Consider the following 15457-nt stretch of genomic DNA (forward strand, 5'->3'; position numbering starts at 1 on the left):
ACCACCAAAAAAGCATAATTGACCACATATCAAGCCTGGCACAGCATAACCAGACACCGGAAACCACCTCACATCTGATAGTGACATTTCACATGTTTTTTACCTTTCTGGTAACTAAAATCATGTCATCACGGCAAAATCAGGATTTTTTATGCTGAAAATTCATAAATCAGCAATTTATGATGCGGGAATCAGTCATTTTCACTTTTTTCAGGAGAAAGCGCCGCAGTCATACATTGCACTTATAAACAGAATTTTATTCTGTAAAAATGCGCGTAATCCATATTTGAAATGACGAAATCACCTGCGCGGTTTTTTTGAATGATTTTGTGCCAAAAGAATTCGTTTGAGTTCCGGTTTCGGATAAGCGACAGTGGACTATCATTGATGTGTTCGCTCAGCTTTTTTGGGCTGTCTTTCTCAGGATGAAGCCTTAAACGTTCGTGACAGGTGACATTCCGTTACCTGCCACTCTGCAAAACAGAGGTGCGCTATGACGACAATCTTTGACGAGCCAACCAGGAACAGTAAACGACTCAGTGACGGACCTGACTGGACATTCGAGTTGCTTGATGTCTATCTGGCTGAAATTGACCGCGTAGCCAAACTCTATGGGCTGGATACCTATCCGCACCAAATTGAAGTGATCACCTCTGAACAGATGATGGACGCCTACTCCAGTGTGGGTATGCCGATCAACTATGCCCACTGGTCCTTCGGCAAAAAATTTATTGAGACCGAGCAACGCTATAAGCACGGGCAGCAAGGTCTGGCTTATGAGATCGTCATTAACTCCAACCCTTGTATCGCCTATCTGATGGAAGAGAACACCATGACGATGCAAGCGCTGGTGATGGCGCATGCCTGTTATGGTCACAACTCGTTCTTCAAAAATAATTACCTGTTCCGTAGCTGGACCGATGCCAGTTCGATTGTCGATTACCTGTTGTTTGCGCGTAATTACATCTCTGACTGCGAAGAGCGTTATGGGGTTGAGGAAGTGGAGCGCTTACTGGACTCCTGCCATGCCCTGATGAATTACGGCGTAGATCGCTATAAACGTCCGCAAAAGATCTCCTTGCAGGAAGAGAAAGCGCGGCAAAAAAGCCGTGAAGAGTACCTGCAAAGCCAGGTCAATACGCTGTGGCGTACCCTGCCGCGTAAAGAGAAAGAGTCGGTGCACATTGAAGCGGCTCGCTATCCCTCTGAACCGCAGGAAAACTTACTCTATTTTATGGAGAAAAATGCGCCGCTGCTGGAACCATGGCAGCGTGAGGTACTGCGCATCGTGCGTAAGGTGAGCCAGTATTTCTATCCGCAAAAGCAAACCCAGGTCATGAACGAAGGCTGGGCGACGTTCTGGCACTACACCATCCTCAACCATATGTATGACGAGGGAAAAGTGTCGGAACGCTTTATGATGGAATTCCTGCACAGTCATACCAACGTGGTGTTCCAGCCACCGTACAACAGCCCGTGGTATAACGGCATCAACCCGTATGCCCTCGGTTTTGCCATGTTCCAGGATATCAAACGTATTTGTCAGTCACCGACCGAGGAAGACCGTTACTGGTTCCCGGATATCGCCGGTTCCGACTGGCTGAAGACGTTGCACTTTGCGATGCGGGAATTTAAGGATGAAAGCTTTATCAGTCAGTTCCTGTCACCAAAAGTGATGCGTGATTTCCGCCTGTTCACCGTGCTGGATGATGATCGCAACAATTATCTGGAGATTGCCGCGATTCATGATGAAGCCGGTTATCGGGCGATTCGCCAGCAGCTCTCTGCGCAATACAACCTGAGTAATCTGGAACCGAACATCCAGGTGTACAACGTTGACCTGCGTGGTGATCGCTCGCTGACGCTACGTTATGTGCCGCAGCAACGTGCGCCACTGGATAAGAGCCGCCGTGAGGTACTGAAACACGTTCATCGGTTGTGGGGCTTTGATGTCATTCTTGAGCAACAGAACGAGGATGGCAGCGTAGAATTGCTGGATCGTAGCCCGGCTCGTGGTCCGGCGCTGTAACGGCAACAAAAAAACCGCCATCGTATCGATGGCGGTTTTTTATTGGATAAAGGCAGGTTGAATTAACGCTTGCTACCTAAATCGTCTGGCATACTTTTCTGCATCCCGTGCCAGATTTCACCGCTGCGGCGACCATAATCGCGCACACAGTCAACAATCTGCTCCTGAGTGGGTTTTACGCCACAGAGATCAGCCAATTGACGGTAGAAACTACGGGCCAACTCACGCGCTTCCGGATTGGAGAAGTAGTGACGGCCAACACGGGTATACAGGCCTTTCAATCCATTGAGAATCAAACCGTAAATCGGGTTACCGGAGGCAAAGGCCAGTCCACGGAACACGCGATAGTCCAGCTCGGTATAGGCATCAGCCTGATCATCAGAGCTCAGCGCGGTTTCCAGCACATCACGCGCTTTGTCAGGATGATGGCGTAAAGCACGACTGATGAAAATCGAGGCGATATTGGTGCGCACCGACAATAAATTATCAATCAGCTGCGGTACGCTATCATGATCGAGTCGCGCCAGGGTTTCGAGAATGTTTAAACCTGATGTTTCCCAAAAATCATTCACACGCGTGGGTTTACCGTGCTGAATGGTCAGCCAGCCATCGCGCGCCAGACGTTGTAACACTTCACGCAGCGTGGTGCGGGTTACCCCAATCAGTTCAGAAAGCTCACGTTCGGCAGGCAGAATCGACCCCGGCGGAAAACGACTGTTCCAGATGCTTTCAATAATATACTCTTCAGCAAATCCTGCAGGGCTTTGCGCCTTAATCACCATAGCATTTATTTCTCGTTGCTTTCTTTGTCGTAATTGGACTCATCATACCAGAGGGGCTATAGCGGATATAGCCTGGCAACGGATTAAAAGCGCGCGCTGTCGCAAATTTCCACATCATTTAATACCCCTGCGATCTGCGTTTGCGTGACGCCTGCTAACACATTACCCTTGGCAAAATTTACGACATGGCAATATCTCAGGGAGAGATGATGGAACTCAGCTACACACAAGCCTTCAGGCGCAATTTTCTCGGGCAATCACCCGAGTGGTACAAACTGACACTGATTATCTTTTTGGTCATCAATCCACTGCTGTTCTTCTTTGTCAGCCCATTTCTGGCAGGTTGGCTGTTGGTGGCAGAATTTATTTTTACCCTGGGTATGGCGTTAAAATGCCACCCCTTGCTGCCCGGCGGATTGTTGGCTGTCGAGGCCATTGCCATTGGCATGGCCAGTGCTGAACAGGTGAAAACCGAACTGGCCGGCAATATTGAAGTCTTGCTGCTGCTGATTTTTATGGTGGCGGGGATCTTCTTTATGAAGCAGCTCCTGCTGTTTGTCTTTACCCGTATCTTGCTGTCGTTACGCAGTAAGGTTCTGCTCGGGCTGACGTTTTGTCTTGCTGCCGCCTTCCTCTCTGCCTTCCTTGATGCACTGACCGTACTGGCAGTGGTGATCAGTGTCGCTATGGGTTTTTATGATATTTATTCTCGCGTGGCCTCTTCCGGGCTGCCTGACCATGACGACGCGGCACAGCAAGCAACGCTGGAGAAATTTCGCTCGTTTTTGCGCAGCCTGATGATGCAGGCCGGTGTCGGCACCGCCCTCGGTGGCGTGATGACGATGGTGGGCGAACCGCAGAACCTGATCATTGCGCATGCCGCAGGCTGGAACTTCACTGAATTTTTCCTGCGCATGGCACCGGTGACCGTACCGGTTCTGCTGTGCGGTATTGTCACCAGCGTGCTGGTGGAGCGCTTCCGCCTGTTTGGCTACGGTGAAACGTTGCCAGACGCGGTGCGCAATATCTTGCTGGAGAGCGATCGCCAGGCCAGCGCACAGCGCACACGTGAGGATACGCTGCGACTTGGTGTGCAGGCACTGATCGGTGTCTGGCTGATTATCGCGCTGGCTTTTCATCTCGCCGAGGTTGGCTTGATTGGTCTGTCGGTGATCATTCTCGCCACCTCACTGTGTGGCTTTACCGATGAGCATACGCTCGGCCAGGCCTTTACCGAAGCCCTGCCCTTTACCGCATTGCTGGCGGTGTTTTTTGCCATTGTCGCGGTGATCATTGAGCAGCAGCTGTTCCAGCCACTGATCCATTTTGTGTTGCAGTCCGAGCCAGCCTCGCAGCTCAGTTGGTTTTATGTGTTTAATGGCCTGCTGTCATCGATCTCCGATAACGTGTTCGTTGGTTCGGTTTACATCAATGAAGCCAAACATGCCTTCCAGAATGGGGCGATCGACCTGCGTCAGTTTGAACTGCTGGCGGTAGCCACCAATACCGGCACCAACCTGCCGTCCGTCGCGACCCCAAATGGCCAGGCGGCGTTTCTGTTCCTGCTGACCTCTGCGGTGGCACCCCTGATTCGCCTTTCCTATGGCCGCATGGTGTGGATGGCGCTGCCGTTTACCCTGGTGCTGTCACTGGTGGGATTTTTCTGCATCAACGTATTGCTGGTGCCGATGAGTGATTATTTCATCCAGCAAGGTTGGCTTAGCGCCGCACAACTCTGAGGTTTTTTGGCCTGGATCAGGATAAGTCATTTTTATACATGATTTTTTCCTGCGTCCGGGCTGGCATGGTCCCGCTTTTGGTTTACACTGCGAAACATTAATGGCTACAGGAAAGGCAATATGTTGCGATATTTGAACCAATGTTCGCGCGGACGCGGAGCCTGGTTATTGTTGGCACTGACGGCACTGGCACTCGAACTGACCGCGCTCTTTTTTCAACACGTCATGGGATTACAACCCTGTGTGATGTGTATTTATGAGCGTTGTGCGCTGTTTGGCGTGATGGGTGCGGGTATTGTCGGAGCCATTGCGCCGAAAACGCCGTTGCGCTGGGTGGCGATTCTCATCTGGCTGTACAGTGCGATTCAGGGAGCGCGCCTCTCTTACGAACACACCATGATCCAGCTGCACCCGAACCCGTTTGTCACCTGCGATTTTGCCGCTCGCTTCCCGACCTGGCTGCCGCTCGACAAATGGCTGCCGGCGGTGTTTGTGGCCCGTGGTGACTGCGCCGCTATTGACTGGAGTTTCCTTGGCTGGAGCATGCCGCAGTGGATGATCGTCATTTTCGCGGCTTATATTGTGGTCGGTCTGCTGGTGCTGCTGGCGCAACCTTTTAAAGCGAAACGCCGCGACCTGTTTGGTCGTTAAACAACATAAAACAGGCAGCTTCCGCTGCCTGTTTTTTTATCCGTTGCGATCCGGTCGGTCGATAATATGATCTTCCCAATCCCGCACTTCACTCTCGCGTACCGCGATATACCGCACCGAGATGCGCTGCGCGTGCATCGCTTTCTTTGAACCCGCCACCAGCGGATGCCAGCCCGGTAAAGTTTGACCTTCCCCCAGCAGACGATAGGCGCAGGTGCGCGGCAACCAGTTGAAGGTGGTCAGATTCTCACGCGTGAGTTTGATGCAATCTTCTTCATACTCAAACCGCCGTTCGTAGTTGCGACACTGACAGGTTTTGATGTTGAGCTGATTGCAGGCAACGTTGGTGAAGTAGATTTCATCGGTATCCGCATCCTGCAATTTATTCAGGCAGCACTGACCACAACCGTCGCACAGCGATTCCCACTCAGCGTCGTCCATTTGGTCAAGGCGTTTTGTCTGCCAGAAAGGTAAGTCAGTCATGATGGCGGTCCGGATTAGCGTAAAGACCGCACCTTATAAAGGTTAAGGTGCGGTGATGCAAGTTTTACAGCACGCGCGTGGAAATACCGTGACCGGCCAGTGAGATTTCCAGTTTGTCACCAGAACGCATCGGCCCCACCCCTTCCGGGGTACCGGTAAGCACCACATCGCCCGCGCGCAGCGTGAAATACTGGCTCATGTAGGCAATCAACGGCAGGATTTTGTGGATCATATCCGCAGTGGTGCCATGCTGGCGGACTTCGCCATTCACGACCAGTTTCAGTTCAGTATTTTGTGGGTCGCCGCTAAATTCAGCGGCCGGGATAAAGCCTGACAGCGGGCAGGAGTTATCAAAACCTTTCGATTTTTCCCACGGCTGGCCCGCTTTCTTCAGACCGGCCTGCACGTCACGCAACGTCAAATCCAGTGCCACACCATAACCGGCAATGGCTTTTGCGACATGCTCTTCACTCGCCTGCTTCAGCGTGGCACCAATCAGCACCGCCAGTTCGACTTCGTGGTGCACTTCACCGAAGTTACCCGGAATGGACAGTGGCTGACGCAGATCGCACAGCGCGGTTTCCGGCTTGATGAACACCACCGGCTCGGTAGGCGTTGCGCTTCCCATCTCCTTAATGTGCTTAGCATAGTTGCTGCCAACACAGACCACTTTACTGGCCGGGTAATCCAATAAAGCGCCCTGCCAGTTATGATGCTGATACATGCTATTCCCCTGCTTTAGTTTGAGTGTGACGCCAGTCCGACTGGCGCGTTGTGTTTGCTTCAGTGCCGGAACGCGGCGGCTGAGGGTCAATATATTAAGCTGGTTTGCGACTGCGGGCTGTGCGGAAATTGTCAAAAGACGTTAATCGAATTCACTATATTGCCTGCAATAATGGGTTTAGCGCAGGCAAATAAATAAAGTGCTCTCTGCCGATGATTAAATCTGGATATATTTACAGATGAATCCGAATTAATCTTTTTTGTCCTGCTGAAGATGTATGTTCAGCAGACTTTCCAGCGGGGGCGGAATTTGTAAATAATAGCCCTGATCGCTCAACGCCTGCTTTACTTTATTGATATCCGCGTTGGCCAGTTTGCCGCGTTTTTCCAGCGACAGCACCATTGCAAGCTGAGGTTTGCCGAAGCCGCGCAGCAATTCTTCCGGCACGCGGGAGAAATCGTCTTTTTTTTCAACATAAAGATAAGTTTGGTCGCGCTGCGGGCTTCTGTAGATCACACAAAACATATTTTTTACTCGAATTAACTGATGGCGTCACTTGCCTGAATATAGCAGTAACTATAACATGCTTGCTGAACTTCGAATATTGACCGTGTGGTGTTAATGACGATTTTATCGACATTCATCGGACGGTAGTGAAAACAGGACGAGTCAGGACAGATGTCGCAAATGCCAATCGAATTCAAGGGAAGCAGTTTTACCCTGTCAGTCGTTCATCTGCACCATTCGCAACCTGAGGTGATTCGTCAGGCGTTGCAGGACAAAATCGACCAGGCGCCTGGCTTTCTGAAAAATGCGCCGGTCGTGCTGAATGTGTCGGCATTGAACGGCGACATCAACTGGAAGCAGATGCAACAGGCCGTCAGCGCAACAGGTTTGCGTATCGTTGGCGTCAGCGGTTGTAAAGATGATGCGCTGAAAAAGATGATTGCGCGCGCTGGCTTACCGGTGTTGTCGGAAGGGAGCGATCGTAAAAAGCGCGCGGAAACGCCGGTCGCTGCACCCGTGGCCGCCCCCGTCGTGGCTGAGACCGTCAATAAAACCCGCATCATTAATACGCCGGTACGTTCCGGCCAGCAAATCTACGCACGCAATGCTGATTTGATTGTCACCAGCAGTGTCAGCGCCGGTGCCGAGCTCGTTGCCGATGGCAACATCCATATTTATGGCATGATGCGCGGCCGCGCGCTGGCGGGTGCCAGCGGTGATCGTGACTGCCAGATTTTTTGCACCAACCTCGCAGCAGAGTTGGTCTCCATCGCCGGGGAGTACTGGATCATGGATCAGATTCCGGCAGAGTTTTTTGGTAAAGCTGCGCGCCTGTGCCTCAAAGAAGGCGCACTCACCATTCAGACACTTAATTAGGCCCCTTTTCTTTCGTTAAGGAAATCAATATTTATGGCACGCATCATTGTAGTTACATCCGGTAAAGGGGGCGTTGGCAAGACCACGTCAAGCGCGGCCATCGCCACTGGACTCGCGCAGAAAGGCAAAAAAACCGTGGTCATCGATTTCGATATCGGTCTGCGTAACCTCGACCTGATCATGGGTTGTGAACGTCGTGTCGTTTATGACTTCGTCAACGTGATTCAGGGCGATGCCACATTGAATCAGGCGCTGATTAAAGATAAGCGCACCGAGCAACTCTACATTCTGCCTGCGTCGCAGACCCGTGACAAAGACGCTCTGACCCGCGAAGGCGTTGAGAAAGTGCTCAATGACCTGGCCGCAATGGATTTTGATTTTGTGGTGTGTGATTCACCAGCCGGTATCGAAACCGGTGCGTTGATGGCACTTTATTTTGCTGACGAAGCGATTATCACCACTAACCCGGAAGTCTCTTCTGTCCGTGACTCCGACCGTATTCTTGGCATCATCGCGTCTAAATCTCGTCGTGCCGAAAATGGCGAAGAAGCCGTGAAAGAGCACCTGCTGCTGACCCGTTACAACCCGGGACGCGTGAGCCGTGGTGATATGCTCAGTATGGAAGACGTGCTGGACATCCTGCGTATTCCGCTGGTTGGCGTGATTCCGGAAGATCAATCGGTACTGCGCGCCTCTAACCAAGGTGAGCCGGTGATCCTCGACGCCACCTCAGATGCCGGTAAAGCCTATGCTGATACCGTAGACCGCCTGCTTGGCGAAGAACGCCCCTTCCGCTTTATTGAAGAAGAGAAGAAGGGTTTCCTGAAACGCCTGTTCGGGGGATAACCAATGGCATTACTTGATTTCTTTTTATCCCGTAAGAAGAACACAGCCAACATCGCCAAGGAAAGGCTGCAAATTATTGTGGCTGAACGCAGAAGGGGCGACAGTGAGCCCCACTACCTGCCGCAGCTTAAGCGCGACATTCTGGAAGTGATTTGCAAATACGTGAAGATTGACCCAGATATGGTGACCGTTCAGCTGGATCAGAAGGGGGATGATATCTCGATTCTGGAGCTGAACGTGACGCTACCGGAGACGGAAGAAGTCACCAAATGACGCCAGCGGTCTCCTGATTTTCCCCTGCGCAGTTTGCAGGGGAAAATGTTGCGCTTAGTGCGCCTGCAAAATCTCGTCGATGCGCGCCTTCAGCAAATCGCCACGCCAACCTGTGATCAATTCCGGGGTACGTGACGGGTTTTTCAATCCCCAGTGTACGCTCAATACCTGATTGATCTGACGACGTGAAGCCAGTAACTCCTGGCTAAAACCCGTCTCTTCGCTTACCTGTTGTACCAACGCTTTGATGGCTTTGAATGTCTGCTTATAGTGCGGGTGATCAATCAGATTACCCAACGGTTGCGGCAATGTGCTTTCATCCTGCGCCTGTGCTTCCGCGACCATCGCCACCAGCGCTTTACCATGGAAGCGGATCTCATGACCGTTCAGGCCCAAATGATCCAGCTCGCCAAGGCTGCCAGGCATAAAGCGCGCCACTTTCCACAGGTTCTCTTCACGTATCACGAAGTTCACCGCCATATCTTTCTGCCGCGCAAGATTCAACCGCCACGCGGCGAGGCGCTGCAACGCCGCCAACTGACGGGGACGCAACTGCCAGGCATTGGTGATATCCCGCCAGGCATCTTCGGGAGCCAGCACATCCAGGCGACGCTGACATAAGATATCGCATTCGCTCAGCGCGGCGGCCATGTGGCCAGCGGCTTCCGTTTGCGCCACCAGTTGATGGGCAATCGGCAACAGATAAGCCACATCCGCCGCTGCGTATTCACACTGCCGTGCCGTCAATGGACGTGCCAGCCAGTCAGTCCGGGCTTCGCTTTTATCCAGTTCGATTTGATTGAAGTGCATCACCATCGCCGCGAAGCCCCATGACAGTGGCTGACCGGCAAACGCCGCCAGAATTTGTGTATCGACCATGGGGTCCGGCAGACAGCCAAAACGATGCAGAAAAACTTCGAGATCTTCCCCGCCCGCGTGGAGGAATTTTGTTACCTGGGTATCGCGCAGCAGCGCGACAAACGGGGCCCAGTCGCTAATGTTGAGAGGATCGATCAGAACCAATTGCTCGCCATCAAACAGCTGGATCAGCCCGAGCTGTGGATAGTAAGTGCGAGTGCGGACGAATTCAGTATCCAGCGCGACGGCGGAATGCTGACGTGCTTTATCGCACACCGCAGCCAGTTGGTCATTTTGGTCGATCAGGGAATAATTCACGTTATGTTTTCGCTGCAGCCCACTTCGTACAGCGCTCCATGTTAAAAGCAATAAAAACGCCGGACTTTGCCGGCGTTAACCTTTGAGCGAGGTGCGCGCACTTAGCCTTCCCGCTTCACCTCATCGCGCAATTCACGACGTAAAATCTTGCCGACGTTGGTCTTCGGCAATTCGTCGCGAAACTCGATAATCTTTGGCACTTTGTAGCCGGTCAGTTGACGACGACAGTGATCCAGCACTTCTTCTTTGGTCAGGGTGGGATCTTTCTTCACGATGCACACCTTCACCGCTTCACCGGAAAGATCGCTCGGCACACCAATCGCGGCGGCCTCACGCACTTTCTCATGCTGCATCAGCACATCTTCGATCTCGTTAGGATACACGTTAAAGCCGGACACCAGAATCATGTCTTTTTTGCGATCAACGATACGAATAAAGCCTTCGCCGTCCACGGTAACAATATCACCGGTATGCAGCCAGCCATTTTTTAGTACTTCTTCCGTCGCATCCGGGCGTTGCCAGTAACCAACCATCACCTGTGGGCCGCGCACGCACAGCTCGCCAGGCTCGCCGGACAGCACATCATGATCCTCTTCATCGACAATGCGCACATCGGTCGACGGCACCGGTAAACCGATGCTGCCGGTATGGCAGGTGATGTCATAAGGGTTCACCGACACCAGCGGTGAGCATTCGGTTAAACCGTAGCCTTCCAGCAGATAGTGCCCGGTGAGTTTCTCCCAACGTTCAGCCACGGCTTTTTGTACCGCCATCCCGCCGCCCGCCGACATCCGCAGGGTAGAGAAATCCAGCTTATTAAAGTTGGCATCGTTGAGCAGCGCGTTGAACAGGGTATTCACGCCGGTAATCGCGGTGAACGGGAACTTTGCCAGTTCCTTGACGAAACCCGGGATATCACGTGGATTGGTGATCAACAGATTCTGTCCCCCCAGATCGAGGAACAACAGGCAGTTAACCGTCAGCGCAAAAATATGGTACAGCGGTAAGGCGGTAACCACGCACTCCTGACCCGGACGCAACAGCTTGCCATAGGTCGCTTTCGCCTGCTCAAGGTTGGCCTGCATATTACCGTGCGTCAGCATCGCGCCCTTCGCCACCCCGGTGGTGCCGCCGGTATATTGCAGAAATGCCAGATCATCATTGGTCACGTCGGGACGTCGATAATCAAGCTGCTCACCCTGCTGCAATGCCTGACGGAAGGGAATCGCACCCGGCAAATTGTATTTTGGTACCAGTTTCTTCACGTAACGGACGACAAAGTTAACCAGCGTGCCCTTAATCGGTGCCAGCTGATCCCCCATGCGCGTTAGCATCACATGTTTTACCTGCGTCTCCGCCACCACTTTTTCTAAGGTATGCGCAAAGTTGGAGACGATGACAATCGCACTGGCACCGCTGTCGTTGAGCTGATGTTTTAACTCACGCGGCGTATAAAGTGGGTTCACGTTTACCACCACCATGCCTGCACGCAGCACGCCAAACAGCGCCACCGGATACTGCAACAGGTTAGGCATCATCAGCGCGACCCGATCGCCCGCCTTAAGCTTGAGCCCCTGTTGCAACCAGGCGGCAAAAGCGCGACTTTGCTGGTCCAGTTGGCGGTAGGTCATGGGTTGCCCCATATTCATAAACGCGACCTGATCGGCATAACGCGTTGCTGCATGCTCAAAAAGATCGATCAAAGAGGTATAACGGTCTGCAGTAATTTCCGCAGGTACATCCGGCGGATAGCGTTTCAGCCAAACCTTAGTCAAAGATTCACCCCGAGATTCTTGTTGCGTAGCCATCGCAGCCTCTGTCATCAGTGTTATTAACAATATTTTAACTGATTGTACCAGTTTGCCGGTGTCGACCTGTTCAGGTTGCGAGGCTCATCACTAAATTTCGCGCTTCGGTTGCGCATTCAATAAAAAGGCCCGTTCGCGTGTGCCGCGATCGGGCCGTAAGCAATTGATATAAAAAATTTATTCGGTCAAAATGGTTTGCACCTGCGCGGGTCCGCTGCTGTTCATGCCCCAATAAGGGTTCGGCCCCCAATAACCAGGATGGCGACGCGTCGGACCGTAAAAAATCCATGGATCAATCGGCTGTGGCGGCGTCATCACTTGCTGAGTCAGATGCCAGCGCTGATAGCCTTTCACATCGATCACCACAAAATTGTAGCTGGCCTGACCGATAGTGCCTTTTTCCGTGCCTTTGATATTACCCAGTACGGTGACGTATTGGTTTCTGACATCGGTTGGATCGACAAATCCGTGGATGTCGGCAAAAATGCGGCCAACCGTTGCTGCGCCGAGCTGCGGTCGCGCACCGTCATCCAGCGGTTGGGTGGCGATTTCCAGGCGCGTCAAACCGTTCAGATTGGTGACATTCACCACTTTACCGCCGAAACGTGATTCCTGACCGACATACAACTGCGGTGCGTTCATCACCCGTAACAAATCTTGCTGTGGAAGCTGTGAACTCCCTTTAATGGCATCCGGCACCGAAACACAACCGCTGATCAACAGCACGCAGGCTAACAGAGCGCCAGACATCCCTTTACAACTCATTGGCATAGCACTTCTCCTGTTATTTCTCAGATTAGACTGAGCGCGTAGCGATAAGTTGCGCTGCCGCTTAACGTCCCGGCAATTTTTTCCATGCCACTTCATTGCGCAGGTAGACGGGTTCGGCGTGTTCAACCGCCACGGTTGCCCCACGCTGCCAGGCCGCCAGCGCCAACGGCAGCATATCTTCTGCGGCGGGGAGCAGCACCTCGCTGGCAACCCGCTGTGCGCCCGGGGTGGTTAATAGCTGTGGATAGGCTTGCCAGCCCGTGCCAACCGTGGTCCATTCCCCCTCAAGGCTGGCGATACGCGCCTGAGCCGCTTCGGGTGACAACACCGCTTCGGTCTCTTCGCCCTGCCACTCGCCGTTGGCATCACGCTGATATTCCGCCCAATACACCTCACCCATCCGCGCATCGATCGCCGCCAGCACCCGTGTGGCACCCGTCAGACGCCATGCTCCTTGCGCCATGGTCGCTAACGATGAAACACCAATCATCGGCAAATTCGCGCCCAGCGCCAGCCCCTGAGCAATACCGATGCCGATACGCACACCCGTAAAACTGCCCGGTCCACGACCAAAGGCCAGCGCATCCAACGCGGTCAATTCCAGTTGCTGCGCCTGCAACAAGTCCTGCACTAACGGCAGAATACGTTGCGTATGGTCACGCGGAGCGATTTCGAAACGGGCATCAAGCTGGTGTTGATTCAGCAGCGCGGCAGAACAGGCTTCTGTCGCTGTGTCCAGGGCTAAAATTCGGGCGGACATAACAACCTCGGGAGATTCAAAATGGCGCGCATCTTAACACAGGCTGACACAAATTAGTGACTCTCCTGCTCGCGAACAAAACGGATGGCGCGGTCAAGATCGCGGGTACGCGGCGTAGGCGGCAAACTATTGAGAAACAGCGCGCCATAAGGACGTGAAACCAGACGCTGATCGCAAATCACCAGCACCCCACGGTCGTCGGTGTCGCGGATCAAACGGCCAACCCCCTGTTTCAGGGTGATCACCGCGTCGGGGAGCTGTACATCGTTAAACGGCTCACCACCGCGCAGGCGACAATCCTCCATACGGGCTTTCAGCAACGGATCTTCCGGTGAGGTAAACGGCAGCTTATCGATGATCACCAATGACAGTGCATCCCCCCGCACATCCACCCCTTCCCAGAAACTGCTGGTTGCCACCAGCAACGCATTGCCCGCTTCAAGGAACTGTTTCAGCAATTGGCCTTTGCTGGTTTCTCCCTGCAACAACACCGGGATGGTCATCGAAGCACGAAACTCAGCGGCCAGTTCGCGCATCATCATATGCGAGGTACATAAAAAGAAGCAGCGGCCTTTATTGGCATCAATCAGCGGTTTCATCATCTGCGCTAAGCGGCGTGCGCCACCCGGACGGTTGGGTTCCGGCAGGTTGCGCGGTACGCACAACAATGCCTGCCGCGCATAATCAAACGGGCTGTTGAGGATTAAGGTTTTCGCTTTATCCACGCCCAACCGGTTAGAGAAATGGCTCATCTGCTCATTCACCGCCAACGTGGCAGAGGTGAAGACCCACGCTGCTTTACGGTTATCCATCACTTCACGAAAACGTTCGGCAACGGATAGTGGCGTTAATGCGAGGGTGAAATGGCGGCTGGAACATTCATACCAGTAGCTGAAACCCGGTTCATCAATGGCGTGTAAGCGTTTCAGGCGAGTGCGATAAAGCGCCGCCCGCTCAAAGGCAGCATCCAGCAGCGCAGAGCGCCCGAGCGACAGTTTAATCACGTCGTAACACAGTTCCAGCGCATCATCCAGCAGGGTCAACATGCGCATCACGTTGTTGTCACTCAGCAGATCACGCAGGTTGCCGCGAAAACCGGGTTCTCCCAACGTCAGACGAAAATCCTGGGTGCACTGTGCCAGACGGTCCGCCGATTTTTGCAACTGCTGCACATCCCGCACTTCGGTGCGGTAGGCAATGATGATGTCTTTGACTAAATCGAGTAACTGACGGCTGGAGAGCTGCTGGCCGAAATATTGGCTGGCGATATCCGGTAACTGATGCGCTTCATCGAAAATCATCACATCGGCCTCAGGGATCAGTTCGCCAAAGCCGCCCTCTTTCACCACCAAATCAGCCAGAAACAGGTGGTGATTCACCACCACCACATCAGCATCCATTGCCCGTTTACGGGCTTTCACGACAAAGCACTCTTTATATAAGGGGCAATCGCTGCCCAGACAGTTGTCGTTGGTACTGGTGACATAAGGCCACACCGGGCTGTCTTCTGCCACGCCAGCACAGCTGCTGATGTCGCCGTCCACGGTTTCTGATGACCAGCCCCGCAGCGTAACCAGGTCGCCCAGCGCCTGAACGCTAAGGTCACCGCCGCTTTGCGTTTGCTGTTCCATACGTTCCAGACACAGATAGTTGGAACGCCCTTTCAGCAGCGCGGTTTTGCCTTTGAACTTGAGCGCGCGAGCAATGGTGGGAAGATCGCGGTTGTACAGTTGATCCTGCAACGCTTTAGATCCGGTGGAGATGATCACTTTTTTGTCAGCACGCAGCGCAGGGGCGAGATAAGCATAGGTTTTTCCGGTGCCGGTTCCAGCTTCAACCACCAGTTCACCGCCGCTTTTTACCGCTTCTGCAACGGCCTGTGCCATCTCACGCTGCGCTTCACGCGGTTTAAAGCCAGGGATTGCCTGCGCCAGCGCGCCATCAGCTGCAAAATCGTCTGCCACACATCCTCACCGAAAACTCAAAAAGTACTGTAATTATGTCAGGATTCTGTTGATGCGACCACAACAGA

15 protein-coding genes are annotated in these 15457 nt (G+C 53.1%); 6 read left to right on the top strand and 9 right to left on the bottom strand.

The window, feature by feature from the left end:
* Window positions 1-493: 493 nt before the first annotated feature.
* On the top strand, window positions 494-2029 hold the full coding sequence (locus PAT9B_RS11190; RefSeq protein WP_013509380.1) for a SpoVR family protein: 1536 nt from the start codon (window positions 494-496) through the stop codon (window positions 2027-2029).
* Window positions 2030-2091: 62 nt separating this feature from the next.
* On the opposite strand, the gene fadR is transcribed toward PAT9B_RS11190, so the two are convergent.
* Window positions 2092-2811, bottom strand: coding sequence for a fatty acid metabolism transcriptional regulator FadR (gene fadR, locus PAT9B_RS11195; protein WP_013509381.1), 720 nt, complete (start codon window positions 2809-2811; stop codon window positions 2092-2094).
* Window positions 2812-3020: 209 nt separating this feature from the next.
* On the opposite strand from fadR, the gene nhaB reads away from it, so the two are divergent.
* Window positions 3021-4550 carry a sodium/proton antiporter NhaB gene (gene nhaB, locus PAT9B_RS11200; protein WP_013509382.1) on the top strand — a complete coding sequence of 510 codons (1530 nt, stop codon included), beginning with the start codon at window positions 3021-3023 and terminating at the stop codon, window positions 4548-4550.
* A 120-nt stretch (window positions 4551-4670) separates the two neighbouring features.
* A complete protein-coding gene (gene dsbB / locus PAT9B_RS11205) occupies window positions 4671-5201 on the top strand; it encodes a disulfide bond formation protein DsbB (RefSeq protein WP_013509383.1) in 531 nt (176 codons plus the stop codon).
* 36 nt (window positions 5202-5237) lie between these two features.
* On the opposite strand, the gene PAT9B_RS11210 is transcribed toward dsbB, so the two are convergent.
* The 3 genes from PAT9B_RS11210 to PAT9B_RS11220 all read right to left on the bottom strand — a co-directional run bounded on the left by PAT9B_RS11210 (window position 5238) and on the right by PAT9B_RS11220 (window position 6933).
* Window positions 5238-5684: a YcgN family cysteine cluster protein gene (locus PAT9B_RS11210; protein WP_013509384.1), complete on the bottom strand. Its 447-nt coding sequence runs from the start codon at window positions 5682-5684 to the stop codon at window positions 5238-5240.
* Window positions 5685-5748: 64 nt separating this feature from the next.
* Entirely contained in the window at window positions 5749-6408 is a 660-nt protein-coding gene (locus PAT9B_RS11215; protein ID WP_013509385.1) for a fumarylacetoacetate hydrolase family protein, read from the bottom strand.
* A gap of 249 nt (window positions 6409-6657) precedes the next feature.
* Window positions 6658-6933 (bottom strand): YcgL domain-containing protein, encoded by a 276-nt coding sequence (locus tag PAT9B_RS11220; protein ID WP_013509386.1) that lies wholly within the window; start codon window positions 6931-6933, stop codon window positions 6658-6660.
* A gap of 153 nt (window positions 6934-7086) precedes the next feature.
* Between PAT9B_RS11220 and minC the strand changes: the two genes are divergently transcribed.
* Genes minC through minE form a run of 3 tightly spaced genes read left to right on the top strand, consistent with a single transcriptional unit; the run spans window position 7087 to window position 8910 of the window.
* The gene (gene minC, locus PAT9B_RS11225; protein WP_013509387.1) at window positions 7087-7791 is read left to right on the top strand and encodes a septum site-determining protein MinC; all 705 of its coding nucleotides are present in this window, start codon (window positions 7087-7089) and stop codon (window positions 7789-7791) included.
* A gap of 33 nt (window positions 7792-7824) precedes the next feature.
* Complete coding sequence (minD, locus tag PAT9B_RS11230) at window positions 7825-8637, top strand: septum site-determining protein MinD (protein ID WP_013509388.1); 813 nt, start codon at window positions 7825-7827, stop codon at window positions 8635-8637.
* 3 nt (window positions 8638-8640) lie between these two features.
* The gene (minE, locus tag PAT9B_RS11235; RefSeq protein WP_013509389.1) at window positions 8641-8910 is read left to right on the top strand and encodes a cell division topological specificity factor MinE; all 270 of its coding nucleotides are present in this window, start codon (window positions 8641-8643) and stop codon (window positions 8908-8910) included.
* Between the two features lie 54 nt (window positions 8911-8964).
* Here minE and rnd read toward each other — a convergent pair whose 3' ends face one another.
* The 5 genes from rnd to PAT9B_RS11260 all read right to left on the bottom strand — a co-directional run bounded on the left by rnd (window position 8965) and on the right by PAT9B_RS11260 (window position 15389).
* Window positions 8965-10086 (bottom strand): ribonuclease D, encoded by a 1122-nt coding sequence (gene rnd, locus PAT9B_RS11240; RefSeq protein ID WP_013509390.1) that lies wholly within the window; start codon window positions 10084-10086, stop codon window positions 8965-8967.
* Between the two features lie 101 nt (window positions 10087-10187).
* Window positions 10188-11861 carry a long-chain-fatty-acid--CoA ligase FadD gene (gene fadD / locus PAT9B_RS11245; RefSeq protein ID WP_150105788.1) on the bottom strand — a complete coding sequence of 558 codons (1674 nt, stop codon included), beginning with the start codon at window positions 11859-11861 and terminating at the stop codon, window positions 10188-10190.
* Window positions 11862-12071: 210 nt separating this feature from the next.
* Complete coding sequence (locus PAT9B_RS11250; protein ID WP_013509392.1) at window positions 12072-12665, bottom strand: Slp family lipoprotein; 594 nt, start codon at window positions 12663-12665, stop codon at window positions 12072-12074.
* A 61-nt stretch (window positions 12666-12726) separates the two neighbouring features.
* A complete protein-coding gene (gene tsaB, locus PAT9B_RS11255; RefSeq protein ID WP_013509393.1) occupies window positions 12727-13425 on the bottom strand; it encodes a tRNA (adenosine(37)-N6)-threonylcarbamoyltransferase complex dimerization subunit type 1 TsaB in 699 nt (232 codons plus the stop codon).
* A gap of 53 nt (window positions 13426-13478) precedes the next feature.
* On the bottom strand, window positions 13479-15389 hold the full coding sequence (locus tag PAT9B_RS11260; protein ID WP_013509394.1) for an ATP-dependent DNA helicase: 1911 nt from the start codon (window positions 15387-15389) through the stop codon (window positions 13479-13481).
* Between the last annotated feature and the right edge of the window lie 68 nt (window positions 15390-15457).

Source organism: Pantoea sp. At-9b (assembly GCF_000175935.2).
Taxonomy (GTDB): Bacteria; Pseudomonadota; Gammaproteobacteria; order Enterobacterales; family Enterobacteriaceae; genus Pantoea.

Bases quoted from the DNA above. Each gene is read 5' to 3' on its own strand.
- nhaB (WP_013509382.1), top strand. From the start codon at position 3,021: ATGGAACTCAGCTACACACAAGCCTTCAGGCGCAATTTTCTCGGGCAA.
- PAT9B_RS11215 (WP_013509385.1), bottom strand. From the start codon at position 6,408: ATGTATCAGCATCATAACTGGCAGGGCGCTTTATTGGATTACCCGGCC.
- minE (WP_013509389.1), top strand. From the start codon at position 8,641: ATGGCATTACTTGATTTCTTTTTATCCCGTAAGAAGAACACAGCCAAC.
- PAT9B_RS11250 (WP_013509392.1), bottom strand. From the start codon at position 12,665: ATGCCAATGAGTTGTAAAGGGATGTCTGGCGCTCTGTTAGCCTGCGTG.
- PAT9B_RS11210 (WP_013509384.1), bottom strand. From the start codon at position 5,684: ATGACTGACTTACCTTTCTGGCAGACAAAACGCCTTGACCAAATGGAC.
- tsaB (WP_013509393.1), bottom strand. From the start codon at position 13,425: ATGTCCGCCCGAATTTTAGCCCTGGACACAGCGACAGAAGCCTGTTCT.
- minC (WP_013509387.1), top strand. From the start codon at position 7,087: ATGTCGCAAATGCCAATCGAATTCAAGGGAAGCAGTTTTACCCTGTCA.
- minD (WP_013509388.1), top strand. From the start codon at position 7,825: ATGGCACGCATCATTGTAGTTACATCCGGTAAAGGGGGCGTTGGCAAG.
- PAT9B_RS11190 (WP_013509380.1), top strand. From the start codon at position 494: ATGACGACAATCTTTGACGAGCCAACCAGGAACAGTAAACGACTCAGT.
- dsbB (WP_013509383.1), top strand. From the start codon at position 4,671: ATGTTGCGATATTTGAACCAATGTTCGCGCGGACGCGGAGCCTGGTTA.
- PAT9B_RS11220 (WP_013509386.1), bottom strand. From the start codon at position 6,933: ATGTTTTGTGTGATCTACAGAAGCCCGCAGCGCGACCAAACTTATCTT.
- fadR (WP_013509381.1), bottom strand. From the start codon at position 2,811: ATGGTGATTAAGGCGCAAAGCCCTGCAGGATTTGCTGAAGAGTATATT.